Origin of the sequence: Solidesulfovibrio sp. C21 (assembly GCF_047785625.1) — a bacterium.
GTDB lineage: Bacteria > Desulfobacterota > Desulfovibrionia > Desulfovibrionales > Desulfovibrionaceae > Solidesulfovibrio.
The window spans coordinates 1-22775 of the sequence record NZ_JBLODY010000053.1 but is presented as its reverse complement, the minus strand read 5'-3'; the positions used below and the strand labels follow the sequence as shown (position 1 = coordinate 22775).

At 64.8% G+C, this 22775-nt stretch carries 22 protein-coding genes; 9 read left to right on the top strand and 13 right to left on the bottom strand.

Going from position 1 to position 22775, the window contains the following annotated elements; all coding sequences use genetic code 11:
* Positions 1-689: 689 nt before the first annotated feature.
* The 12 genes from ACMZ6R_RS14705 to ACMZ6R_RS14650 all read right to left on the bottom strand — a co-directional run bounded on the left by ACMZ6R_RS14705 (position 690) and on the right by ACMZ6R_RS14650 (position 13588).
* Positions 690-2021: a sigma-54-dependent transcriptional regulator gene (locus tag ACMZ6R_RS14705; protein ID WP_416112764.1), complete on the bottom strand. Its 1332-nt coding sequence runs from the start codon at positions 2019-2021 to the stop codon at positions 690-692.
* A complete protein-coding gene (locus ACMZ6R_RS14700) occupies positions 2014-3444 on the bottom strand; it encodes a two-component system sensor histidine kinase NtrB (protein WP_416112772.1) in 1431 nt (476 codons plus the stop codon). The genes ACMZ6R_RS14705 and ACMZ6R_RS14700 overlap by 8 nt, the downstream gene beginning before the upstream one ends.
* Positions 3445-3468: 24 nt before the next feature.
* Complete coding sequence (locus ACMZ6R_RS14695) at positions 3469-4317, bottom strand: hypothetical protein (RefSeq protein WP_416112762.1); 849 nt, start codon at positions 4315-4317, stop codon at positions 3469-3471.
* Positions 4318-4435: 118 nt separating this feature from the next.
* Positions 4436-4927 carry a ferritin-like domain-containing protein gene (locus ACMZ6R_RS14690; RefSeq protein WP_416112760.1) on the bottom strand — a complete coding sequence of 164 codons (492 nt, stop codon included), beginning with the start codon at positions 4925-4927 and terminating at the stop codon, positions 4436-4438.
* Between the two features lie 247 nt (positions 4928-5174).
* On the bottom strand, positions 5175-6011 hold the full coding sequence (locus tag ACMZ6R_RS14685; RefSeq protein ID WP_416112758.1) for an FAD/NAD(P)-binding protein: 837 nt from the start codon (positions 6009-6011) through the stop codon (positions 5175-5177).
* Between the two features lie 11 nt (positions 6012-6022).
* Positions 6023-7072 (bottom strand): 4Fe-4S dicluster domain-containing protein, encoded by a 1050-nt coding sequence (locus ACMZ6R_RS14680; protein ID WP_416112756.1) that lies wholly within the window; start codon positions 7070-7072, stop codon positions 6023-6025.
* The gene (locus ACMZ6R_RS14675; protein ID WP_416112754.1) at positions 7072-8043 is read right to left on the bottom strand and encodes a 4Fe-4S dicluster domain-containing protein; all 972 of its coding nucleotides are present in this window, start codon (positions 8041-8043) and stop codon (positions 7072-7074) included. Before ACMZ6R_RS14675 ends, ACMZ6R_RS14680 begins: the two co-directional genes overlap by 1 nt.
* On the bottom strand, positions 8030-8518 hold the full coding sequence (locus ACMZ6R_RS14670) for a hydrogenase iron-sulfur subunit (protein WP_416112752.1): 489 nt from the start codon (positions 8516-8518) through the stop codon (positions 8030-8032). The genes ACMZ6R_RS14675 and ACMZ6R_RS14670 overlap by 14 nt, the downstream gene beginning before the upstream one ends.
* The gene (locus tag ACMZ6R_RS14665; protein ID WP_416112750.1) at positions 8506-10464 is read right to left on the bottom strand and encodes a 4Fe-4S binding protein; all 1959 of its coding nucleotides are present in this window, start codon (positions 10462-10464) and stop codon (positions 8506-8508) included. The genes ACMZ6R_RS14670 and ACMZ6R_RS14665 overlap by 13 nt, the downstream gene beginning before the upstream one ends.
* Before the next feature lie 20 nt (positions 10465-10484).
* The gene (locus ACMZ6R_RS14660; RefSeq protein ID WP_416112748.1) at positions 10485-11366 is read right to left on the bottom strand and encodes a CoB--CoM heterodisulfide reductase iron-sulfur subunit B family protein; all 882 of its coding nucleotides are present in this window, start codon (positions 11364-11366) and stop codon (positions 10485-10487) included.
* Entirely contained in the window at positions 11363-11923 is a 561-nt protein-coding gene (locus ACMZ6R_RS14655; protein ID WP_416112746.1) for a 4Fe-4S dicluster domain-containing protein, read from the bottom strand. The genes ACMZ6R_RS14660 and ACMZ6R_RS14655 overlap by 4 nt, the downstream gene beginning before the upstream one ends.
* Positions 11924-12406: 483 nt before the next feature.
* On the bottom strand, positions 12407-13588 hold the full coding sequence (locus tag ACMZ6R_RS14650) for an iron-containing alcohol dehydrogenase (protein WP_416112744.1): 1182 nt from the start codon (positions 13586-13588) through the stop codon (positions 12407-12409).
* A gap of 571 nt (positions 13589-14159) precedes the next feature.
* Between ACMZ6R_RS14650 and ACMZ6R_RS14645 the strand changes: the two genes are divergently transcribed.
* The 3 genes from ACMZ6R_RS14645 to ACMZ6R_RS14635 all read left to right on the top strand — a co-directional run bounded on the left by ACMZ6R_RS14645 (position 14160) and on the right by ACMZ6R_RS14635 (position 15634).
* On the top strand, positions 14160-14621 hold the full coding sequence (locus ACMZ6R_RS14645) for a hypothetical protein (protein ID WP_416112742.1): 462 nt from the start codon (positions 14160-14162) through the stop codon (positions 14619-14621).
* A 123-nt stretch (positions 14622-14744) separates the two neighbouring features.
* The gene (locus ACMZ6R_RS14640; protein ID WP_416112740.1) at positions 14745-15215 is read left to right on the top strand and encodes an arsenate reductase ArsC; all 471 of its coding nucleotides are present in this window, start codon (positions 14745-14747) and stop codon (positions 15213-15215) included.
* Entirely contained in the window at positions 15212-15634 is a 423-nt protein-coding gene (locus tag ACMZ6R_RS14635) for an arsenate reductase ArsC (protein ID WP_416112738.1), read from the top strand. The genes ACMZ6R_RS14640 and ACMZ6R_RS14635 overlap by 4 nt, the downstream gene beginning before the upstream one ends.
* Before the next feature lie 194 nt (positions 15635-15828).
* Here ACMZ6R_RS14635 and rpiA read toward each other — a convergent pair whose 3' ends face one another.
* The gene (rpiA, locus tag ACMZ6R_RS14630) at positions 15829-16548 is read right to left on the bottom strand and encodes a ribose-5-phosphate isomerase RpiA (protein ID WP_416112736.1); all 720 of its coding nucleotides are present in this window, start codon (positions 16546-16548) and stop codon (positions 15829-15831) included.
* A 198-nt stretch (positions 16549-16746) separates the two neighbouring features.
* Between rpiA and ACMZ6R_RS14625 the strand changes: the two genes are divergently transcribed.
* The 6 genes from ACMZ6R_RS14625 (at position 16747) to ACMZ6R_RS14600 (ending at position 22664) form a co-directional block, all read left to right on the top strand.
* Positions 16747-17619 carry a transaldolase family protein gene (locus ACMZ6R_RS14625; RefSeq protein WP_416112734.1) on the top strand — a complete coding sequence of 291 codons (873 nt, stop codon included), beginning with the start codon at positions 16747-16749 and terminating at the stop codon, positions 17617-17619.
* Between the two features lie 147 nt (positions 17620-17766).
* Positions 17767-18144, top strand: a complete 378-nt coding sequence (locus ACMZ6R_RS14620) for a response regulator (RefSeq protein ID WP_416112732.1) — start codon at positions 17767-17769, stop codon at positions 18142-18144.
* The gene (locus ACMZ6R_RS14615; RefSeq protein WP_416112730.1) at positions 18141-19682 is read left to right on the top strand and encodes a SidJ-related pseudokinase; all 1542 of its coding nucleotides are present in this window, start codon (positions 18141-18143) and stop codon (positions 19680-19682) included. Before ACMZ6R_RS14620 ends, ACMZ6R_RS14615 begins: the two co-directional genes overlap by 4 nt.
* Positions 19683-19917: 235 nt before the next feature.
* Positions 19918-20553 carry a TetR/AcrR family transcriptional regulator gene (locus ACMZ6R_RS14610; RefSeq protein ID WP_416112728.1) on the top strand — a complete coding sequence of 212 codons (636 nt, stop codon included), beginning with the start codon at positions 19918-19920 and terminating at the stop codon, positions 20551-20553.
* A 134-nt stretch (positions 20554-20687) separates the two neighbouring features.
* The gene (locus tag ACMZ6R_RS14605; RefSeq protein WP_416112726.1) at positions 20688-21689 is read left to right on the top strand and encodes a hypothetical protein; all 1002 of its coding nucleotides are present in this window, start codon (positions 20688-20690) and stop codon (positions 21687-21689) included.
* A gap of 87 nt (positions 21690-21776) precedes the next feature.
* Positions 21777-22664 carry a hypothetical protein gene (locus ACMZ6R_RS14600; protein ID WP_416112724.1) on the top strand — a complete coding sequence of 296 codons (888 nt, stop codon included), beginning with the start codon at positions 21777-21779 and terminating at the stop codon, positions 22662-22664.
* The last annotated feature ends 111 nt before the right edge of the window (positions 22665-22775 follow it).

The window sequence follows — 22775 nt, the reverse complement described above, 5'->3', positions numbered from 1 at the left end:
CCAGCCGCATCGACGTCGCGCGCATGCAATCTTCCAGCCGGCGAACGCTGTTTGGAAAGGGGATGTTTTTCCCCGGCGTTGCTTGCATAAGCGGATTGACGCGACATAGGTCTCAATATGGCAGCAAGAAGCAGGCCAACAAATTTGGGCGCGGAAAACCAGGAATTGGGAAGATTGGCTGGGACTATCACGCGATATCATCTGCCAGTGTGACACGCTGACACTGCCGTCGGTACGGCCAAATCCCCCAATTTGCATATAACATATTTATTTTATTTGTTTTATTGCGAAAAAGAAATTTTGATCCAGTTTAAGTGCATCAATGGGTCAAAAGGCACCATAACGCCGAATTCTTTATGTATCAACTGTATTGTATTATTGATAACATAAAAGATAGACGGCGTTTTTTAATATGTTATTTTAAGCAGTATCGACGTGCTGGAGAGAAAGGCTGGCACGGCGCAAGACCTCTTCGCTCCGGGGGAACGGACAAAAACGGCGGACGCGCCGGAAGAAGCCCTGCCAGTCGCTTAAGGTGCGGTGAAAGTAGGGCACCTGGAAGGGGGGGGCTTCGCTTCGCCGCTCCCGCGGCAGGCTGGAGAACCACCAGGTGTCGAGATGCGCGCCCTCGGTCTCGAAAGAGCGTTCGACCGCGATGCCCCACGCCGCCCGGTCCTGGCGGCGCGCCCCTAGAACAGGTTGTACTGCCGGATCTTGCGATAGAGCGTCTTGCGGCAGATGCCGAGCGCCTCGGCGGCCAGCGACCGGTTGTTGTCGTAGAAGTTGAGCACCTTGGCGATGTGCTCCTTCTCCTTGGCCTCGAGGGTCAAAATGTCCTCCTCGGCCCGATCCGGTTCCAGAAACTCGTGGGGCAGGGCGTGTTCGGTGATGAGGTTGTTTTCGGACAGGATGATGGAACGCTCCATGACGTTTCGCAGTTCGCGCACGTTGCCCGGCCAATCGTATTCGGTCAGGCACTTCATGGCCCGGTCGGAAATGCGAAACGGGGCCTGCCCGGCGGTCAGGCGCGACAGGAAAAACTCCACCAGCAGCGGGATGTCCTCGCGGCGTTCCCGCAGCGGCGGCATCTCGATGTTGAAGACGTTGATGCGGTGAAACAACGCCTCGTGGAACCGCCCCTCGGCCACTTCCTTGACCAGCTCGCGGTTGGTGGCGAAGAGCAGGCGGATATCCGCCCGGCGCTCTTCCTTTTCGCCCACCCGGCGGTAGGTCTTGTTTTCCAGCACGCGCAAGAGCGCCGCCTGGACCTCGATGGGCAGCTCGCCGATCTCGTCGAGAAACAGCGTGCCCTTGTTGGCAAAGGCCATGAAGCCTTCGCTGTTTTCCACCGCCCCGGTAAACGAGCCGCGCAGATGGCCGAACAGTTCGCTTCGGGCCAGTTCCTTTTGCAGCGTGGCGCAGTTCTTGATGAAAAACGGCTTGTCCGCCCGTTTGGAAAGCGACTGGATAAGGTGGGCCGCCACTTCCTTGCCGGCCCCGGATTCGCCGGTGATGAGCACCGGCACCTCGGTCGGGGCCACTTTTTCGATCAGGTAGCGGACCTGCTTTAAGGCCGGGGAGTTGCCCACCAGCTTGACCGGCGGGGTCTCGCCCTGAAAATGCCGCAACCGCCTGTTTTCCCGGCGCAGGAAGGTGCGCTGGTAGGCCCGCTCGATCAAAAGTTCCAGCTCGGCCAGATTGAACGGCTTGGTCACATAGTCGAAGGCCCCGAGCTTCATGGCCTCGACCGCCGTGTCGATGGCGCCGTGCCCGGTGACGAGGATGCATTCCAGATCCTCCTGGCGGGCCTTGAGCTCCACCATGAGGTCGATGCCGTTGACGTCGGGCAGGCGGATGTCGAGCACGGCCACCTCGAACTCGTGCTTGGCCATAAGCTCCCGGGCCTCGCGGGCGCTGGCCGCCACATGCACCGTGCGGGCCGGGGTGGTAAACTCCTTGAACAGAAGCTTGCCGATGGAAGGTTCGTCGTCCACGACGAGAAGACCGTAGGGATTATTCACTGGATTGGCCGCTGTCCAAGGGGAGTTTCACCGTGACGTGGGTGCCGAGCCCCACTTCGCTGGCCACTTCGATAAGGCCGTGGTGTTCGCGCACGATGCCGTAGCAGGCAGCAAGGCCGATGCCGATGCCCTTGCCCACGGGCTTGGTGGTGAAAAAGGGATTGAAGAGCTTGTCCATGTTTTCCGGCGGAATGCCGCAGCCGGTGTCCTCGACGGACAGGTTGACGGTGTTGTCGTTTTCCGGGTGCGTGGTGATGGTGATTTCGCCTTCGCCGGCAATGGCGTCCATGGAGTTGACGAGGATGTTCAAAAGCACCTGCTTGAGCTGGGCCTCGTCGCCGGGCACGGTGGGCAGGGGATCGAACCGGTTGACGGTCAGGCGCAGGCCCTGCTTGCCGCGCTCCTCGAGGTGGCCGCGCAGGATGCTCAGGGTGTCCGTCACGACCTCGTTTAAGCACACCGGCGAAAACGCCAGGGTGTGCGGCCGGGAGAAGGACAGCATGGAACGCACGATGTCGCGGCAGCGCCGGCATTCCATGAGAATGGTTTCGGTGTATTCGGCCACGTCCGCGTACAGGGCATCGTCCACGCCCTCCTGGATGACCGGCAGCCGGCGGCGGATGCCCTCGGCCAGGCCATAGACGGCGGTCAGCGGATTGTTGATCTCGTGGGCCACGCCCGCGGCCAGCATGCCGATGGTGGCCATCTTTTCGGCCTGGTAATACTTGGCCTGATATTCGGTCTCCAGGGTGACGTCGCGCTTGAAAATAAGGATGCGGGACTCCGGGCTGTCGGGGTTGTGGATGGGCGAAGCCACCATTTCGAAGCGACGGGCCACGCCCCCGATCTTGAAGGTCCCCATGCAGCGGCACACGGCATTGGACTTGAACGACCGGTGGGCCGGGCATTCCGGACAGGGCCGGTCGCCCTCGCGGAAGATGCGGTAGCAGTGCTGCCCTTCGGGCCGGGGGATGTTAAAGAGTTCGTGGAAGACGTGGTTGACGGAGATGATGCGCAGATCCTTGGTCAGCACCATCATGATGTCGGTGATGCCGTCGAGGATGGCCGCGATCTCCTGGCGCCGCACTTCCGATTCCTCGTGGGCCTCCTGGAGCTCCTGCACCTTCTGGCGCAGCTCCTGGTAAAACCCGAGCTTGCTGTGCTCGATGCCTATGAGGTCTTCCAGCGTCGGTGGCTGGGGCATACCATCACCCGGGCGGTTCGTACCGGACGGGGACGCCTGGCAGGACCGCAGTCTCGAGGGCGTCATGAAAGATTCCCGCCCATCCCTGGCCACATCGAGGGTCAGTCGACGAAAAGGCAGGGTGCGAAGCGGCCCTGGGGAAAGACACAAGACATGCCCTGGCAGTTTTTTCGCCTTGGGGGCGTCAGAACCGGAGGACGTCTTGGCCTGTGAGGACATGATGCCGTCCATGGGATGATCCCGTCAAGAGAGGAGCAGGCAGGCCGCTTCCTCCCCGCGGGCGATGGGGCGCATGGCCACGAGTCTGTCGGGCCCGGCCGGTTCGATGGCGGCGAGAAGCCCCATGTCCAGAAAATCCTGCAGGGCGGTGATGGCCCGCACGCGGAAGGCCGGCATGGGCTGGCGCGTCAGTCCCGACAGCCGGCGCAGGGCGGACAGGTCCAGGCGCGAGGCGGCCGGTCCCTGGGAAAGCAGCCCGGCCAGCCAGCGGTGGAACCGCCCGGCCTCGAACGGGGCGCGGCAGGCCAGCAGCCGCTCCACGACCGGCGCGGCGCAAAAGGCCTCCATCACGCGGGGGCTGACGTCCACGGCGCAGATGCCGGCGGCGCGGTCGCACAGCAGGGTGTTGAGCAGCTTGGCCTGCATGAGCACATGGCCGGCTTCCTCCTCGATCTCGATACGGGCGCTGGCCAGCCGCCACAGCGACCGTTCCAGCCGCCGCGTGGCGAACCGGCGGCCCCGGGGGCGGAGGAGGCGCGTGAGATCGCGCAGGTGGAACCGGGCCGCGCCGGCCCGGCCGGTGTCCCGAAAGGCCAGCAGCACGCAGCCGAGAAAGGCGTCCAGGTCGTCCTGGTCCAGCCGCTCGCCGCAGTAGCGGATGACCGCGCCCGGCCAGCAGGTGGACAGCTCCAGGCTGTCGATCCAGGGCCTGGGACCGGCGTTGCGGGCGGAAAAAAGGTCGGAGGCGAGAATAAGCCCGGCCATGCGGCCGGCGAATCCCTGCTCCAAGGCGTCGGCGGGACCGGCCTTGGCCTCGGGAACCAAGGGGCTTTCCAGGGTCATGGCGTCGAAGCCGAAATCATCATGGTACATGGCCGTCCCCCTTGCCCCGCGTCCTTTCCCGATCCGCGTCCATGGCGGACGGGCGGGCGGAAAGGCATGACGGCGGGCCGCAACCGGAATGCGACGGCCCGCCGGGTTTCACTTGCGTTTAGGACTTGTTGCGTAATTTGACCAGCATGGCGCGCAGCTGGCGCAGGTGCCCCCGCTCCTCGTTCAAGCACTGCTTGACGATGTCGGACTCGTTTTGCGGCAGGAGGTCCATCATCTCGCGAAAGTAGAGGATGGTGTCCTTTTCGAACCGGCTGGCCAGCTCAATGGCCGCGATGGCGTCGGAGGCATTGGCCAGGTCCTGTTCCGGAGCCCCGCCGCAGAAAAGGGCGTGGGAATCGAGCAGGGCCTGGACGTAGTCCATGTATTCCGCTTCGTCGCTGCCGGCCGGAATCTCGATCTTGCTGATGCGGCCGGCCATGGCCTCGAAAATGGTCTGGTGGCGGGCTTCCTCGCCGGCGAAGAATTCCAGGAAGCTTTTGACGTCCGGGTTGGTGGCGGCGGCCGCCGCCTTGGAATAGACGTTGCGGCCCCGGCGTTCGATTTCGATGGCCGTGCCGACGATGTCGCTGCCGTCAAAAAAACTTGCCATGCTATTCTCCCTTACTATGGAGTGCCTCCGGCGGCCCGGGGCGCTGCCCCAGGACCCCGCCGGGGGGCCCAGGGCCCCCCGGTCCCCCTTCCTTCTGCCGGCTGGAGCGCCGGCAGGGAATCGGGGAACCGGAGAGGAGCCACGCGCACCGCGCGAAGCCCGTTGAAAGTTTTTGAAGGGGGTCCGGGGGGAAACTTTTTACAAAAAGTTTCCCCCCGGCCGCCGGAGGCCCCCCTTCTCCGTAACGCTACAACTCGTTGGGCAGGGCCTTGAGCTGGGCGTAACTGTACACCGGACCGTCCACGCACACGTAGCTCGTGCCGATGTTGCAGCGGCCGCAGATGCCGATGCCGCACTTCATCCGCTTTTCCAGTGTGGTGAAGATCTGCTCGTCGGCGAACTCGAGCTTTTTGAGCGCTTCCAGGGTGAACTTGATCATGATCGGCGGGCCGCAGGTGACGGCCACGCAGTTCTCGGGCTTGGGCGCGATCTCGAGCAGCACGTTGGGGATGAGCCCCACCTTGTGCTCCCAGCCGTCGGCCTCGCGGTCGATGGTGAGCGTGGTGTTGACGTCCTCGCGGCTGGTCCATTCCGGCAGCTCGGCGGAAAAGGCCATGTCCGCCGGAGAGCGCGCGCCGTAAAGCAGCGTGATGTTGCCGTAATCGGCCCGGTTGTCGAGCATGTAGAGGAACAGGGTGCGCAGCGGGGCCATGCCGATGCCGCCGCCGACGAACACGATGTCCTTGCCCTTCATGTCCTCGTAGGGAAAGGGCTTGCCGAGCGGGGCGCGCACGCCCACCTTGTCGCCGGCGGTCAGGCCGTGCAGGCGGGTGGTCACCTCGCCGGCCCGCATGACCGAGAATTGCAGGTAGTCCATGCGGGTGGGGGGCGAGTTGATGACAAAGGTGGATTCGCCGATGCCCGGGGCGGACAGCTGGCCCACCTGGCCGGGCTCGAACGTAAACGCGGCCATCTTGGCCTCGTCGTCGAAGCGCACCCGGAAGGTCTTGATGTTGTGCGTCTCCTGGATGGTCTCCAGGATGGTCGCCACTTCCGGCAGATAGGGATTGAACGGATCGGTCATAGTCTTGCCCTCTAGCCTTTGGCCCTGGCCACGGCATTTTGCACGATCTCGCGGATGTCCACGGAGACCGGGCAGCTCTTGATGCAACGACCGCAGCCGCAGCAGGCGATGAGCCCTTCATGCAGGGTCGGATAGTAGCTGAACTTGTGGCCGACCCGGTTTTTCAAGCGGTGCGCCTTGGTCGGTCGCGGGTTGTGCCCCGAGGCTTCCAGGGTGAACTGGAAGTGCATGCAGGCGTCCCAGGAACGCATGCGGCGTCCCTTCATGCCGGCGGGTTCGTCGGTGATGGTGAAGCAGTAGCAGGTCGGGCACAGGTAGGTGCAGGCGCCGCAGCTGATGCACTTGTCCGACTGGGCCTGCCAGAAGGGCAGGTCGTCGAAGGCGTCGAGCAGGGCCTGGGGGGCGCTTGCGATGTCCGGAGCCTCGCCCAGGGCCGCGCGCGTGCCGGCCTTGACCGCTTCGGCCTCGTCGGCCTTGGCCGCGCCGTCGGTCAGCGCCGGGCTCGCAAGCAGCGCCTCGCCCTTGGGGGTCACCGCCTCGACGGTGTAGCCGCCGGCCACCGGGGTCAGGAGCACGTCCGAACCGTTGGTGTCGGCCGGGCCCGAGCCCACCCAGTGGCAAAAGCAGGTGTTTTCCGTCTTGGCGCAGGCCATGGTGACGAAGGTCGTGGCCTCGCGCGCGGCGATGTAATAGGGATCGGGGAACTTCTTGCCCATGTAGACGCGGTCGAAGATGAGGAATCCGCGCGCGCCGCAGGGCTTGCAGCCGAAGACCACCGTGGGTTCGGCCGTGGTGTCCGCGATGAGTTTCAGGGTGGGCTTGCCCGGATCTTCCGCGTCCTTGCCCTGTTCGTAATGGAACAGTTCCTGGCAGGCCGGAAAGATGGAGGACTTGGGCGGGGCCGTGGCGTCGGAATCGAAGACTGGGGTCTTGGTCCCGTCATAGGGCCGGAACACCACGCTGCCGCCTTCCGCGACCGGAACGAGCACCCGGCTTTTGGCGGCCAGGGCGCCGAGCCACTCAGGGAGCTTGTCGCTCGTGATATATTTTAAAGCGGCCATTACCAGTCTCGCTCCTTGATGTTGTCTTCCTCGACCTTGAACTGCAGAAGCGGCGGAATCGCCTGGGGATCGGTGCCGGCCTGGTAGCCGAACAGGTCGTGGATGGTCCGGTTGAGATGCTTTTTGAGCGCCAGAATGGGGATGTCCATGGGGCAGGCCCGCTGGCACTCGCCGCACTCGGTGCAGCGACCGGCCAGGTGCATGGCATGGACCACCTGGAACGTGAGCTTCTCGGTGGCCGTGTCTTCCTGGGTCAGCCAGTGGGGTTCGCGGCTCTGGGCGATGCAGTGGTCGCGGCACACGCACATGGGGCAGGCGTTGCGACAGGCGTAGCAGCGGATGCAGCGGTCCATCTGGAAACGCCAGAAGGCCATGCGCTCGGGCACGCTCATGGTGTCCAGGGCGGCCAGGTCGGCGTCCACGGGCGTGGCCGGCGTGGTCGGAGCGATGGGATCGCCAAGGAACGTGTCGGCCAGCACCGCGTTGGGGAACTGGCAGCGGCCGCACTTGTCGGCCCGGACCTCGGTCAGCGGCATGGAGACGGTCTTGCCGCCGGCGGTGACGGACACGGTGGCGCCGTCGGTGGTCACGTCCGTGACCGTGCCGGCGGCCGCGCCTGCGTCGGCGATCCTGGCCTTGACCTTGGACAGGTCGATCACGCCTTCGCAGGGCAGGCCGAAGATGACGACCTCGGCGCGGTCGATGAGGTTTTCCTGGAGCAGTTCCACGACGGAGCGGGAATCGCAGCCCTTGACCACGATGCCGACTTTCTTGCCCTTGAAGCTGGGCAGATAGACGGCCGGGTTGTGGACGTTGAGCGGCCCCCATTCGAGCTTGTCCACATCCGCTTCGTTTCTGATGAAAAGCGGCGTGTTGTGCAGGGGGTCGTAGCCTTTCTGCCAACCGATGACGCACTCAAGGCCGGGCAGGGCCTCCTTGATGCGTGCTTTGAGTTCCTCAAGCCGCGACACGGTTGCCTCCTTGGCCAAGCGCCCCGGCCGCCTTGGCGAGCATGTCCGCGGACACGGCCTCGTAGCGCGGCGCGGGTCCCAGGGCGTGAATCTGTTCGGTAAATACCGTCACCACCTTCTGCCAGCGCTGGCCCTCCGAGGCCGAAACCCAGGTGTAGTCGAACCGGCCCGGGTCGATGCCGAGGATGGGCAGGAAGCGCTTGAGGACCTCCAGACGCCGGCGGGCGTAGAAGTTGCCCTCGGCGTAGTGGCAGTCGCGCGGGTGGCAGCCGGAGACAAGCACGCCGTCGGCGCCGTTTAAAAGCGTTTTGGCGATAAAGAGCGGATCGATGCGTCCGGAGCAGGGCACGCGGATGATGCGCAGGTCCGTGGGCTGGGTAAACCGACCGACGCCCGCCGTGTCCGCGCCCCCGTAGGAGCACCAGTTGCACAGGAATCCGACGATTCGCAGTTCCTTGCCGGTCAGGACTGGCATAAGGCGTTGACCTCCGCGAGGATTTCGTTGTCCGTGAAGTGGGAGAGTTGGATGGCGCCCTGGGGACAGGTCGAGGTGCAAAGGCCGCAACCCTGGCACACCGTCTCGATGACCTCGGCCTTCTTCTGGCCGCGGAATTCCACTTCCTTGATGGCCTTGAAGGGGCAGGTCAGGATGCACTTGCCGCAGCCCACGCAACGCTTGATGTCCACGTGGGAGATCTGCGGGTCGCTTTCGAGCATGTCCTTGGAGAAAAGCGCCAGCACCTTGGCCGCGGCGGCGCTGCCCTGGCTCACGGACTGGGGAATGTCCTTGGGACCCTGGCAGGAGCCGGCCAGATACACGCCGGCGGTATTGGTCTCGACGGGCTTGAGCTTCACGTGGCTTTCCATGAAGAAGCCGTATTTGTCGTAGGAGATGCGCAGTTTCTCGGCCAGCTGCGGCGCGCCCTTGGCGGCCTCGGCCCCGGCGGCCAGGACCACCAGGTCGGCTTCGACCTCGACCTGGGTGCCGGCCAGCGTATCCGCCCCGCGCACGATCATCTTGCCGTTTTTGGGGTAGACCATGGCCACGCGGCCCCGGATGTAGCGCGCCCCGTACTCCTCCATGGCCCGGCGGGTGAACTCGTCGTACATCTTGCCGGGGGCGCGGATGTCCATGTAGAAGACATAGGACTGGGAGTCCGGGATGTGGTCCTTGGTCAGGATCGCCTGCTTGGCCGTGTACATGCAGCAAAAGCCGGAGCAGTAGGGGCGGTCGAGCGACTTGTCGCGCGAGCCCACGCACTGGATGAAGACCACGGTCTTCGGCTCCTTGCCGTCCGAGGGGCGCTTGACGTGGCCGCCGGTCGGGCCGGAGGCGGAAAGCAGGCGCTCGTACTGCAGGCCGGTGATGACGTCGGGGTAGCGCCCGCCGCCGTATTCCGTGACCTTGGAGATGTCGAAGAGGTCGTAGCCTGTGGCGGCCACGATGGCGCCGACGTCCTCGGTCACGATCTCATCCTGCATATCGTACTTGATGGCCCCGGTCGGACAGACCTTGGCGCACACGCCGCACTTGCCCTTGACGAACTGGCGGCAGGTGGTGGGGTCGATCACGGCCTTTTTGGGGATGGCCTGGGGGAAGGCGATGTTGATCGAGGTGGTGGGCCCGATATTTTCGTTGAAGTGGTCCGGGTTTTTCTTGCTCGGACACTTCTCGGTGCAGGCGCCGCAGCCCGTGCACAGTTCCCAGTCCACGTAGGTGGCTTTTTTCTTCACCTGGACCTGGAAGTTGCCCACGTAGCCGCCGATGGAATCCACTTCCGAATAGGCGTGCAGGGTGATGTTGGGGTGCTGGGACACGTCCACCATCTTGGGGCCGAGGATGCAGCTCGAACAGTCGACCGTGGGGAAGGTCTTGTCGAGCTTGGCCATCTTGCCGCCGATGGTGGATTCGCGCTCCACCAAAACGACTTCCAAACCGCCGTCGGCGCAGTCGAGCGCCGCCTGGATGCCGGCCACGCCGCCGCCGATGACCATCACCCGCTTGTTGATGGAGAACTTGCTCGGGGACAGCGGCGCGTCGCGCCGCAGCTTCTCCACCGCGATGCGCACCAGGTCGACGGCCTTGTTGGTGTTGGCCTCGCGGTCCTTGCCGATCCAGGAGACATGCTCCCGGATGTTGGCCATCTCGAACATGTAGCGGTTTAAGCCGGCGCGCTCCACGGCCCGGCGGAAGGTGGGCTCGTGCATGCGGGGGGTGCAGGAGGCCACCACCACGCCGGTGAGGTTTTTTTCTTTTATGGCCTGGATGATGCCGCCCTGCCCAGGCTCCGAACAGGCGTACATGGTGTCCGTGGCATAGACGACCTCGGGAAATTCCAGGGAGGTCTTGGCCACGGTGGCCGTGTCCACCGTGCCTTCGATGTTGCTGCCGCAGTGGCAGATAAAAACGCCGATTCGCATTGGCTGTGCTCCCTCGCCTGTTAGCTCGCGCCCGCCAGCGCCTTATTGAGGATGGGCCGGGGGTCGATGGTCAGCTTGTCGAAGCCGAGTTGCGCGTCCGGGATATTGAGCGCCACGCCCATAAGCTGGGTGTAATAGGCCACCGGAATGTGGAAGTGGGTGCCGCCGGCCCGGTTGACCTGCCCCTGCCGCAGATCCAGGTTCATCTGGCAAAGCGGGCAGGCCACGGCGATGACGTCCGCGCCGATGGACACGGCCGCGTCCAGGAGCTTGCCGGTGAGTTTGGCCACGATGTCCTGGCGGGGGATGCCGTAGGAGGCGCCGCAACACTCGACCTTGAGCGGGAAGGGGACGATGTCGGCCCCCATGGCGGCCAGGATGTTGTCCATGGCCATGGGGTTTTCGCTGTCGTCGAAGGCCATGAGTTCGGGCGGACGGTTCATGATGCAGCCGTAGTAGCAGGCGACCTTGAGGCCTTTTAAGGGCGTGCGGACGTAGGTGGCCAGGGCTTCCAGGCCGATGTTCTCGACGAGGGCCTGCAGCACCGAAATGGTCTCCACCCCGCCGTCATAGGGATCGTCGAGGAGGTTGTTGACTTTTTTGGCGAACTCCGCCTTTTCCATGCGGTGGGCGGCGGTGCGCAGGTTGGTGAGGCAGCTCGGGCAGGGCGTGGTGGCGGCTTTGAGCCCCATGCCGGACACGAGCTGGAGGTTTCGGGCCGACAGGGCGGCGGAAAGGGTGTGGTCCTTGGTGTGGGCCGGGGTCGAACCGCAGCAGCTCCAGTCGGGGATGTCGACCAGGGAAAGCCCCACGGCCTCGCACACGGCCCTTGTCGAGGCGTCGTATTCCTTGGACGTGCCGAGGCCCGAACAGCCGGGGTAGTAGGCAATGGCTTCGCTCATGAATTCGACTCCCTCTCGAAGCGCTCGAAAATCCGGGACACGTGCTCCTTGCCCGCGATATCGTGGGGCCTCATGGCGAGCTTGCCCTTGGGGAAGATTTTGGGCCCGAGGTCAAGATCCGTCCAGAAGCGTCCCGTGCGCATCACGTAGTTGATGGTCAGCCCCAGCTCGAAGACGCGGCCGTGGGCCTTGACCGAATCCAGGAAGGAATCCCAGAAGGTCTTGACCTGGGGTACGGCGGCCAGGCCTTCCCGGCGGGCCATGTGGCGCAGGACGTCCATGACGCAGGCCACGTCGATGTTGTTGGGGCAGCGCGTGGTGCACGATTCACATGTGGCGCATAGCCAGATGGACTTGCTCGACAGCACGGTCTTTTTCTGACCGATCTGAACCAAGCGCATGATCTGGCTGACGGGGATGTCGTAGGCGAAGGTGTACGGGCAGCCAGCTGTGCAATTGCCGCATTGGTAGCACAGGCTGACGTTCTGACCGGACTCTTCCTCCACCCTGGCAACGAAATCGCCGTCGTAGTCGCAGGTGAGATTGATGGTCTGCATACAATCCAATCCTATCCGGTTGACGTGAAAGAAACGGATCTATCGCAAGCGGTTCGCCCAAGGCCCTGGTAGCGGCGGACACGACGACCGCAGTCCGGTGTGGATAGCATGGCGGTCTTTGCTTTGCCACCCCGGACCGGGTGTCGCGCCTGGAGGATTAAGGCTTAATAATTTCAAATAGATACTTAGTAAGTGTCCAGCTCTTTGCGGCGTTTCTTTGTATCACAGAGGAACAAATGTGTAAAAAAAAGACTCAATTCAGGACGCGTTTCGGGTCTGGCTCCGACCCGCGTCGGTCGAAAAACACGTCCGTTTCCACCCGTTTGGCATCGCGGCAGCAAGGGCGGAGGCAGGTGAAAGACCGCTATCGGAGACGTCTGCCAACGCCCCCGATGGCGGCTGGCGGTCGGGGGGCACAGCCCCCCCATGGTCCTGATGCTCAAAGGGGGCCCGAAGGCCCCCTTTGACACGTTGGTCCCGTGATTACAGGGCGGCCGTGTAGATGGCGGTCACGTCCTTGTCGGTCGGGCAGCGCGGGTTGGTCAGACCGCAGGCGTCCTTCTGGGCGTTGCCGGTCATGGTCGGGATGTCGGAGGCCTTGACTTCCTTGCCATAACGCTTGCCGAGCTCGATCAGGCCGGTCGGGATGCCGACGTCGGCGGACAGCTGACGGATGGCCTTGAGGGCCAGTTCGGCGGCGTCGCGCGGAGCCATGCCTTCGATGTTCTCGCCCATGATCTTGGCCATTTCGGCGAACTTCTCGACCTTGGCGATCAGGTTGAAGCTTTCGACATGGGGCAGGAGGATGGCGTTGCATTCGCCGTGCGGCAGGTCGTAGAAGCCGCCCAGCTGGTGGGCCATGGCGTGGACGTGACCGAGGCTGGCGTTGTTGAACGCCATGCCGGCCAGGTACTCGGCGAAACACATGGCTTCGCGGGCTTCCATGTCCTGACCGTTGGCCACGGCCTTGCGCAGGTACTTGAAGATCAACTTGATGGCCTCGACGGCGCAGGCGTCGGTCATCGGGTTGGCGATGGTGGACACGAAGGCCTCGACGGCGTGGGTCAGGGCGTCCATGCCGGTGGCGGCGGTCAGCGCCGGGGGCATGCCGACCATGAGGACCGGGTCGTCGATGGCGATGTGCGGGGTGACGCGCCAGTCAACGATGGCCATCTTCACGTGGCGGGACAGGTCGGTGATGATGCAGAAACGGGTCATTTCAGAGCCCGTGCCGGCCGTGGTGTTGACGGCCAGATAGGGCATGAAGGGCTTGGAGGACTTGTCCACGCCTTCGAAATCATGGATCTTGCCGCCGTTGGAGATGACAAGGCCGATGCCCTTGCCACAGTCGTGGGAGGAACCGCCGCCCAGGGTGATAAGGCTATCGCAACCCTCTTTCTTGTAGACGTCGACGCCCTTGTGGACATTCGCGTCAGTGGGGTTGGGGATGGTCTCGTCGTAGACATGATACTTCATGCCGGCGGCGTCGAGCAGGTCGGTGATCATTTTGCAGATACCGACTTTCACCACGCCCTTGTCCGTGACGATAAGCGGCTTGGTACCGCCCAGAGCCTTGATCTTCTCAGGGATCTGCTTGGCGGCGCCGATGCCGATGAGGGTCACGCTGGGAATGAAGAAACCGTAAACTTGCTCGCGAACTGCCATGGTGCCAACCTCACTTGGGTTAAGGTTATGGTTTTGCGAACGGACCCCAAACCTGATTTCCTTGCGGCTTTTGGGTAAACGCTGCCCCTAATAAGCAAATCCCGGGCCATTTTAAATAGTAAATGAATTCAGTGTATTAAAAAATAAAGCTTTGGCCGGACGGGACTGACCTGTCCGGATGGGGCGCTCGTGGCGTTGTGTCATTGCGCCCCAGAAGGATTTGTGTGGGTAAAAAACGGCCATTTCCGGGGGTTGGCGCATCATGGACAAGTTGTCCCACCCAGCGACGACGATTGAGTAAAAAGGTAACAGCCGCGAGTAATGGGGCGACTTGTCCCAAATGGCACAAGCATCTTTTAAAAAAACTATAATTATTTTAGTATGATAATAAAATATGTCCCAACACGGGGAGGCGGGGATGAAACGATACGGGACGGTCAGAGCGACCCGCGGACGTCACCTTATATAATGATGAAGCGCAATGTGCCCGCCCGGGTTGCGCCCTGGCCACGATATGCTACCGTTAGTGACAAACTGTGCGTGAGCACGGACGCAACCCAAGGAGGATCCTATGCAGAGAATACTGGCGACCCTGGCTTTGCCCCTGGCCCTGGTCCTGATGTTGGCGGCCGGATGCGGCAAGTCCGACGAGAAAAAGGCCGAACAGAAAACCGCCACGCCCACCGCCCAGGATGTCAAGGCCGACGTGTCCAAGGCCGCCGCAACCACGGCCGCCTACACCAAAGATCAGCTGGACAAGCTGCGCACGGACGCCGCAGCGCGGCTGGCGGCCATGGACAAGGAGCTCGACGCGCTTTCGGCCAGGACGGCGACCCTGACCGACCAGGCCAAGGCCGACGCCCAACAGAAGCTGGATGCGCTCAAGGCCGAACGGGCGGACGCAGGGGCCAAGCTCGACGCCCTCAAGGCGGCCGACCAGGATGCCGCCAAGGACGTCAAGGCGAGCTTCGACGCGGCCATGGACAAGCTGACCAAGGACTACGACGCGGCCAAGAAGGCGCTGCAGAAGTAGCACGCGGCGTACCCGGGCCGGCCGGCGTCTGTCCGTTCGGCCCGGATTCCCGCCGCGTCACCGGATCGTCACCGGCCTTCTTTAGGGAAGGAGACAACGCTATTTCCCGGGAGGGCGATCACCATGCGGGTCCTTTTCATCTGTGTGCACAACAGCGCCAGGAGCCAGATGGCCGAGGCGTATCTTGAAAAATTCTGCGGTGAGGCGGTCGAGGTGACAAGCGCCGGCCTTGATCCCACCAGCGTCAACCCCCTTGTGGTCACGGTCATGGCCGAGGAGGGGATCGACCTGTCCGGGAAGGGCACGCGCAAGGTCTTCGACCTCTACCGCGACGGCCTGCTCTTCGATTATGTGGTCACGGTGTGCGAGGAATCCCTCGAAGGCCAGTGCCCGGTGTTTCCGGGCGTCACCCACCGGCTGCACCTGCCGTTTCCCGACCCGGCCAAGGCGGAGGGAACCGAAGAGGAAAAGCTGGCCGCGGTGCGCGCCATCCGCGACAGCATTCGTGAGCGCATGCGTTCCCTGGCCGCACAGATAATGGCCGAGGGGAACAAGCGCCCCGGGGACACCTGGGAAGGCGGGAAGAAGGCGTGAGCCCGAAAAAAAACATCCTTTTTCTGTGCACCGGCAACGCCTGTCGCAGCCAGATGGCCGAGGGCTTCGCCCGGGCGCTCAAGGCCGACGTCCTCACCCCGTATTCGGCCGGCGTGGAGCGCCACGGTCTCGACCCCAGGGCCGTGGCCGTCATGGCCGAAGCCGGGGTGGACATCTCGGGCCAGACGTCCAAGCTGGTCACCGACCTGCCGCCGGACGTGACTTTCGACGCCGTGATCACCCTCTGCGGCGCGGCCCACGACACCTGCCCCTTCTTCCCCGGGACCGTCGAAAAGCGCCACGTCGGCTTCGACGACCCGCCCGCCCTGGCCGCCGGCGCGGCCTCCGAAGAAGAAGCCCTCGATCACTACCGCCGCGTCCGCGACGCCATTCGGGAATTTGTGGCCAAAGAGTTTTAGGAGAGAGGGAGAGCAGGAAGATGTGCGAGAGGGGAACCCTTTTTGAAAAAAGGGTTCCCCTCTCGCGCTCTCCCCTCCCCAAAACTTTTAACGGTCATGGGCGGAGCAATGGCAACATGCCGTAACCGTTAAAAGTTTTTTGAAAGGGGGTCCGGGGGGAAACTTTTTTTCAAAAAAGTTTCCCCCCGGTTCCGTTATCCTCCAACAGCGAGTTCCCGGACGCCGTCCGGGCCGGCCACCACGATGAGCGAGGCCAGGCCGACGAAGAGGCCGTGTCCGGCCACGCCGGCCCGGGCGTCGAGGCTTGTCGCCAGGGCAGCCGGGTCTTGAAGCGGGTCGAAGGCGCAATCCGCGATGACGTTGCCGCGTTCGGTGCGCATGGGGTCGCCGTCCGGGCGCAGGCGCAGGGTCGGGTTGCCGCCGATCTGGCGCAGGAAGCGCAGTTCGCTGGCCAGGGCGAAGGGCGTGATCTCCACCGGCAGGGCGTGGCGCGCGCACAGGCGTGGCGAGAGCTTGCCCACGTCGGCTACGATGACGAGACGTTGCGCCGCCTGTCCCAGGATCTTTTCGTAGAGCAGCGCGCCGCCGCCGCCTTTGATGCAGTTGCCGACCGGGTCGATCTCGTCGGCCCCGTCGATGGTGATATCCAGGGTCGGGGCGTCGTCGAGGCCGGCCACGGGCAGGCCGGTGCGGCGCAGGGCCTCGGCCATGAAATGGGCCGCCGGCACGAAGAACGTGCCGGGCAACTCGCCCCGTTCGGCACGCTCGGCCAGAAAGGGGACGGCGGCCACGGCCGTGGAGCCGTGCCCCATGCCCACGGCCATGCCCGGTTCGACCATGGCGGCGGCATGGGCCGCGGCGGCCCGCTTGAAGCCGGCCGTATCCTCGGGACTGAAGGTGCTTGGCGTATTCATGCCCGACGCATACCATCTTTTTGCGCCGGCGAAACCCCGGCGTGGTGTCCGGGCGGTGGAAAAGCGCTGATCGGCCCGTCCCGGTTTGCCTTTTTCCGGCAAACGGTGTTTAAGTTCAGCCGAGAAGCTCCGAAACGGAGCCGGCCGTTCCCGCGACGGCATCGCCTAACCCGTCAAAAACTCTGCTGTGAGGGGACCATGCGACCTGAAAGCCTGAAAACGCGCATTTTTCTGGACGGAGCCGACCCCGAGGAAACCCGGCAGGTCATAAAGGCCCTGGGATTCCTGGACGGCCAGACCACCAACCCGAGCCTTTTGGCCAAAAATCCCGAGGCCCAGGCCCACAAGACCCAGGGCAACAAGTTCAGCGCCACGGCCATTTACCAGTTCTACAAGGAACTGTGCCAGGAACTTTCGGGACTTTTGCCCGAGGGATCGGTGTCCATCGAGGTCTACGCCGACGAGACGACGCCGGTTCCCGCCATGTTGGAGCAGGCGAGGGAGTTCGACACCTGGATTCCCAACGCCCACATCAAGCTGCCGACGACCACGGCCGGCCTCGAGGCGGCCAACGTGCTCACCGGCGAGGGCCGGCGCGTCAACATGACCCTGGTCTTCAGCCAGGCCCAGGCCGCGGCGGTGTATGCCGCCACAAAGGGGGCGGCGCGCGGGGCCGTTTTCCTCTCGCCCTTTATCGGCCGTCTCGACGACCGTGGCGAAAACGGTATGGAACTCATCAAGAACATCCTGCGCATGTACGGGGCCGGCGACGCCCACGTGGAAGTGCTCACGGCCAGCGTCCGTTCCATGGAGCATTTTCTGTGCGCCCTGGCCGTCGGCAGCGACATCATCACCGCGCCCTACAAGATCCTCATGGACTGGGCCGAGGCCGGCCTGCCCATCCCCGGCCCGGCCTACGTCTACGAACCGGCCGGGCTTGCCCCCATCCCCTTTGAGCCCCTGAACCTGGACGCCCACTGGCAGGACTACCGCATCGCCCATCCCCTCACGGACGCGGGTATGGCCAAGTTTTCGGCGGACTGGAATTCCCTGATCGACATGGACGCCTGAGCGCCCTTTTTCCCGGTACGCAGGCACACGGCCCGTCGCGCAAGCGGCGGGCCTTCTTTTCGTCCTTCCCGCATTGACAAAAGGCCGCGTCGGACACATGAAGTTAGGGCACATACTCGCCTTCGGAATAAGGCGCAGGGAGGCCACATGACGCCCGCGCGCGTGATGATCGTGGAAGATGAAGCCATAACCGCCATGGCCACCGGAGCCATGCTCAAACGGCTGGGCCATCAGGTGGCCGCCTCGGTCGGGTCGGGCGCGGCGGCGCTGGAAGCCTTTCGCCGCTACAACCCCGACCTCGTCCTCATGGATATCCGCCTGGATGGCGATATGGACGGCATCGAGACGGCCCGGGCCATCCGCGCCGATTCCGATGTGCCGGTGGTGTTCGTCTCGGCCTACGTGGACGCCCAGACGCGCCAGCGCGCCGCCGAAACATCCCCTTTCGCCTTTGTTCCCAAACCGCTGGACGAATACGAGCTGGGCGCGCTGATGTGCCGGCTGCGGAAGGTCCTGCCGTCTTGACCGACCCGGGCTTTGCGGCCTTCGGTCTGGACGGGGATTTCACCGCCGCCTGGCTGGCCGCGCGCCGCGTGGCCGATCTGGCCGACCGCGATCCCCTGGCCGTCACCCCGGCCGTGGTGGACGCGTTGACCGGGCTCCTTGTCCGAAACGACCATGCCCGCCAGACCCAGGCCCGTATCCTCTACCGCGACGCGGCCGGGATTCTGGTCAGGCTGCTTGCCGGCGGCGCGCCGGAGCAGGCCGCGTCCGCCCGCCGGGCTCTGACCGCCGCCCTGGCCACGCCTGGAAAGCCGCGCCTGGCCGCTGCCGAGGCCGTGGGCGGCCTGCCTCTGGCCGGCATTGTCCCGCCCGAACCTCCCGTTGCCGATCAGGCCGCCCGGCCGGTGCCCCTGGCCACCCTGCTGGCCCGGGCCGGAGCCGATCCCGCCGCCAAACCCCGCCGCGCCGGCCGCAGCCTCGTTGCGCCTGCCCGCCGCCCCGGTCGGCTGGTGGTGGTCAAGTGCCTGCGCCACGGCGAGGACCCGGTGGGGCTGGCCCTGGAAGGGGCCTGGATGGAGCGGTGCGCGGCCATGGACTTTCCCGCGCCCTGCCACGTGCCGGCCCCGTTTCGGGACGGCGAGGCCATGCTTTGGGCCGTCGCCGAGGCGCTCCCGGACCTCCCCGGCCGCGACCGGCAGGGCCGCTGCCTGGCCTACGTAGCCCGGGAGGACTATTTCCGCTATCCCAACGACCCGTGCCCGGAGGGCTTCGACGGGGAGGCGCTTCGCGCCACCCTGGGCCGGGCCGCCTTGCTCCTGGGCTGGCTGGCCGGCCAGGGCGTCGTGCACGAGGCGGCCATCCCGCTTTTCCACAACCGGGTGCAACGCGAGCGCCGCGAGGACGCCGGGGTCTACGACTGGCGGCTTCCCGGCCGGCTGGACCGCTGGCTCGCCTCGTCGCGGCACCCCAATTTCGGCGTCTCTGGCCTGCGCGACTTCGAACACCTCGTGTGCCTGCCCGGCGCGCCGGGAAAACTCTACCGGCACCTGGGGAATCATTTCATAAGCCTGCTGCTTGTCGCCGGCAGCGCCTTCCGCCAACGCGACCCCGGCCTTGTCGGCCTGATGCCGGACGGCGCGCCGGCCGATGCCAGGCATCTTTTCGACGAGGCGGCCCTTGCCCGGATCGTCGAAACGATCTTTACCGCCTACCACGAAGGGTTTGTCGGCACCACGGCCGCGCCGCCTTTCGACGCCCGCGACCTGGCCCGGCGCATGGTGGAGGAGATGGGCGTGGACCGCCACATGACCGAACTTTTGCGCGTGGCCGACCAGGAGGCCATGACCGACGCCGCGTTCGTGAAATTTCTCACCTCCCGGGGCCTCACCCCGGAAGCGGCCCGGGCGCACGCCCGGGGCGCGGCCGACGTGGAACTCGTCACCGGCCCGCATCTCGGCGATTTCAACAACCGCACCAGCCTGCCGGAACTCAACGAAGCCACCGCCGCCGCCGTGGCCGCCTGCCTCGCCGCCCGCCATGGGCGGGAGCCCGGGAACTGACGCGGGCTTGGCGCGCGTTTCCTGAAACGCACAGGCGTTATTCAGAAAAATCCGGCATTCGCCTTCGTTGTCTTCGGGAAGGTGCTGTCGCGTCATGGGGCGGGCCGCAAGGACACCTGTCCCCGCGTTCCGGCATGAGGGCGGGGAGGGCTGTCCTTGCGGTTTCCCGCTACGGGGTAATTCCCGTTGACAATGTCACCTCTTGGTGACTATGGATTTGGCGGGGGAAATGGACATGTCTGCCGAGCTCCATGCCGCAAGCGAAAGACCCAGGAACAGGGAAGCCACCAAGAAGCGGCTGCGGGAGGCCGTGGGCCGGGTTCTGGCCCGGCAGGGGTTCACGGCGGTCGGCATCAACACGGTGGCCCGCGAAGCCGGCGTGGATAAGGTGCTTATATACCGCTATTTCGGTGGATTGCCCGGTCTTGTCGCCGCCTTCTCCCACGATGGGGACTTCTGGCCGAGCCTTGACGAGCTCATCGGCGGCGACGAGGGGGCGTTTCTGGCCCTTCCGTACGCCGAGCGCGTGGTCACAGCGTCGCGCAACTATTTGCGCGGGATACGCAACCGGCCCATGACCCAGGAAATCCTGGCCTGGCGCTTTCTTGAGCAAAACGAATTGACGGCGGCCCTGGACAACGTGCGGGCCATGACAGGGACGCGGCTCATGGAGCTTGTGGCAAATGACCAGCCCGTGGGCTTTGACGTCGAGGCGTTCAACGCCGTGATCGGCGCGGCCATCAACCACCTGGCCGTGCGGGCGCGGCAGGAAAAAACGTTCGCCGGCCTTGCGTTGGACGCCGCGGAAAGCTGGGAGCGCATCGAAGCCATGCTGGCCCGGATCATTCGGGCGGTGTTCGGCGAAGGCTAGGGGCTTTTTTTTTGAACCATATGTCACCGAAAGGTGACTATGGCCGGAACAACTCCAGGAAGCCGGGCTCCGGACGCGGGCGGACTGCCCGGAGCGGACGCGGCCACGGGCCGCTAACACACGAGGAGACGATCATGGACCACGGACGAAGCGGAAAAGGCGGCGGCGTGTCGAGGGGCTGGCAGGGCGTTGTGCCTTGGGTGTTTGGTTTTGCGCTTTTGGCGGCGGCCCTGTTGCTGGCGTATCTGGGCGAGGCCTGGGCGGATGACGATGCCGGCGTGCTGGTAACGCAGGACCTGGAGACCATGGAGGAGGCCGATCATGGCGGTCGGCGGGACGCCGGCAAATCCGCCTGCAGCGCGACAAGCGAAGGAAGCTATGTGGCGCCGGTCACGGTGTCAAAGGCGAGGATGGCCGCCTGGCGCGAGGCGGCGACGCTCTCCTACGACACGGGACGGCTGGGTTTCGACATGGGGTATACGGGCACGTGGTATGATTTTTCCCGGGCCGGCCGGCTGCCTTTCGGCGGTCAGGCGCCTTTTGACGCCCTGCACGCATTGGAGGCGGGCCTGACCGTCAGGGGTGGGCTGTGGGGATCGATCGGCGGGTTCGTCGGGGTGCGGGGAAATCTCGGATTCGAGCGCGATTTCGCGGGGGCCCTGGCCGGGTCGATCCTGGCCGGCGCCAGTGTTCCCCTTGGCGAGTACTGGTTGCTGACCGTGGGAGGCGGGGTTTCCGTTTCCAAAATCACGACGCGGTTTTTCCCGTTGGCCACGGTGCGCTATGCCTCCCCGGCCCTGCCTGATCTCTCCGTCGATCTTGGATTTCCGCGGACCGAGGTGGCTTGGCGCGGCGGGAAGTGGTGGGGGCTTCGCGTCACGGGGGCCATGGACGGCGGTGAGTACAAACTGGCCGAAGACAATCCCGTGGCGGGCGGCGGATTCGTTTCGCTGCTGGAGGCCCGGGTCGGAACCTGGCTGGATTTATGGCCGTACCAGGGATTGTCCGTCAGTCTCGGGGCGCTCTACGCCCTGCCGGGGACGATGACCTTTTACCGGGAGAGCGGTTCGCGCCTCAAGGAATACGACACCGGCGGCGGTCCCGGCGGCGCGGCGCGGTTACGCTTCACGTTTTAGGCCTGCCCGCCCCTATTGTCCCAGCCGAGGCCGTCCGATAGGAGGGCAACGGCCGCCGGCTTGCGGCGCGCCGGTGGGGGAAGCGGCATGACAAAACGCGAACGCATGGCCTTTATCGAGGCCCTGGACCGGCTGGGACTGCTCAAGTACGTGGTGGCCGTGCTTTTTACGGGCACGGCCTTTGTGCTGATCGCCGGGGCGTTCGTCTACGAGGAGCTTGGCCGCCGTGGGCCGGCGCTGCCGGTGGTGACGATGCCGCCGCTGGCCGACGCCGCCCCCCAGGCTCCCGGTTACCGGCTGCGGGCCAAGGTCTCGCGCGACGTGCGCTTCACCACCGCGCCAAAGGAGCCGGCGGGGTTTTCGTTTTACGATATCAGCGCCGGGGAAACGCCCCGGACCCTGGCCCACAAGCTGGCCGACAAGCAGTTTCGCCTGGGGCGCGGCCATGGCGAGAGCTGCAATTTCGCCTTCCCGCTGTCCGGCCCGGTCGGCGAACGGGAAGCCGTGGCCGCCTTCATTCGGGAACGCAGCCGGGAGTGTTGCGCCGTGGCGGCGAACCTTCCCGGCCAACTCGTCACCTACGCCTTTTCCCGCGCCGACCGGAAATCGCCGGTCCAGGCCGGGCCCATTGCCGGGGCGGCGGTTTTTTCCGAGGTCGCCGGCAGTCTGCTCACTCTCAATCTGCGTTTCACCGACAAGATCGACGGTTACGAAACAGCCATGCGCCGCCATCTGACCGCCCGGTTCGGACCGCCTTCGGCCATGGGCACGGCCGGTCAGGCCTGGGCCAGGGAAGGGGGGCTGGTCACCATGGCCCGCACCGGCGGCGCGCTCTCCGTGACCGCCTACTACGCCGCCAACATCGAGCGTCACGCCCAGACCACCATGCGTCTGACCGCCCGGCCTTCGGACCCGCCGGCCGCTCCGGCCCAGCCCACGGCAGCGGCCAAGCTGGCGCTGGCCAACGCCCCCTAGCGCAACGTCGGCATTGAACTTTCTTTGGGTCTTGTCAGCGAAAATTTCCGCCAGCCTGTGTACAAGGACTTTTAGAACAGGCCGGTAAGGAGTTTTTGGGGAGGGTGGGGG

What these genes read in the sequence shown, in the direction of transcription:
- ACMZ6R_RS14700 (WP_416112772.1), bottom strand. Translation starts at nt 3,444, where the DNA reads ATGTCCTCACAGGCCAAGACGTCCTCCGGTTCTGACGCCCCCAAGGCG.
- ACMZ6R_RS14695 (WP_416112762.1), bottom strand. Translation starts at nt 4,317, where the DNA reads ATGTACCATGATGATTTCGGCTTCGACGCCATGACCCTGGAAAGCCCC.
- ACMZ6R_RS14690 (WP_416112760.1), bottom strand. Translation starts at nt 4,927, where the DNA reads ATGGCAAGTTTTTTTGACGGCAGCGACATCGTCGGCACGGCCATCGAA.
- ACMZ6R_RS14685 (WP_416112758.1), bottom strand. Translation starts at nt 6,011, where the DNA reads ATGACCGATCCGTTCAATCCCTATCTGCCGGAAGTGGCGACCATCCTG.
- ACMZ6R_RS14680 (WP_416112756.1), bottom strand. Translation starts at nt 7,072, where the DNA reads ATGGCCGCTTTAAAATATATCACGAGCGACAAGCTCCCTGAGTGGCTC.
- ACMZ6R_RS14670 (WP_416112752.1), bottom strand. Translation starts at nt 8,518, where the DNA reads ATGCCAGTCCTGACCGGCAAGGAACTGCGAATCGTCGGATTCCTGTGC.
- ACMZ6R_RS14665 (WP_416112750.1), bottom strand. Translation starts at nt 10,464, where the DNA reads ATGCGAATCGGCGTTTTTATCTGCCACTGCGGCAGCAACATCGAAGGC.
- ACMZ6R_RS14660 (WP_416112748.1), bottom strand. Translation starts at nt 11,366, where the DNA reads ATGAGCGAAGCCATTGCCTACTACCCCGGCTGTTCGGGCCTCGGCACG.
- ACMZ6R_RS14655 (WP_416112746.1), bottom strand. Translation starts at nt 11,923, where the DNA reads ATGCAGACCATCAATCTCACCTGCGACTACGACGGCGATTTCGTTGCC.
- ACMZ6R_RS14650 (WP_416112744.1), bottom strand. Translation starts at nt 13,588, where the DNA reads ATGGCAGTTCGCGAGCAAGTTTACGGTTTCTTCATTCCCAGCGTGACC.
- ACMZ6R_RS14645 (WP_416112742.1), top strand. Translation starts at nt 14,160, where the DNA reads ATGCAGAGAATACTGGCGACCCTGGCTTTGCCCCTGGCCCTGGTCCTG.
- ACMZ6R_RS14640 (WP_416112740.1), top strand. Translation starts at nt 14,745, where the DNA reads ATGCGGGTCCTTTTCATCTGTGTGCACAACAGCGCCAGGAGCCAGATG.
- rpiA (WP_416112736.1), bottom strand. Translation starts at nt 16,548, where the DNA reads ATGAATACGCCAAGCACCTTCAGTCCCGAGGATACGGCCGGCTTCAAG.
- ACMZ6R_RS14625 (WP_416112734.1), top strand. Translation starts at nt 16,747, where the DNA reads ATGCGACCTGAAAGCCTGAAAACGCGCATTTTTCTGGACGGAGCCGAC.
- ACMZ6R_RS14620 (WP_416112732.1), top strand. Translation starts at nt 17,767, where the DNA reads ATGACGCCCGCGCGCGTGATGATCGTGGAAGATGAAGCCATAACCGCC.
- ACMZ6R_RS14610 (WP_416112728.1), top strand. Translation starts at nt 19,918, where the DNA reads ATGTCTGCCGAGCTCCATGCCGCAAGCGAAAGACCCAGGAACAGGGAA.
- ACMZ6R_RS14605 (WP_416112726.1), top strand. Translation starts at nt 20,688, where the DNA reads ATGGACCACGGACGAAGCGGAAAAGGCGGCGGCGTGTCGAGGGGCTGG.
- ACMZ6R_RS14600 (WP_416112724.1), top strand. Translation starts at nt 21,777, where the DNA reads ATGACAAAACGCGAACGCATGGCCTTTATCGAGGCCCTGGACCGGCTG.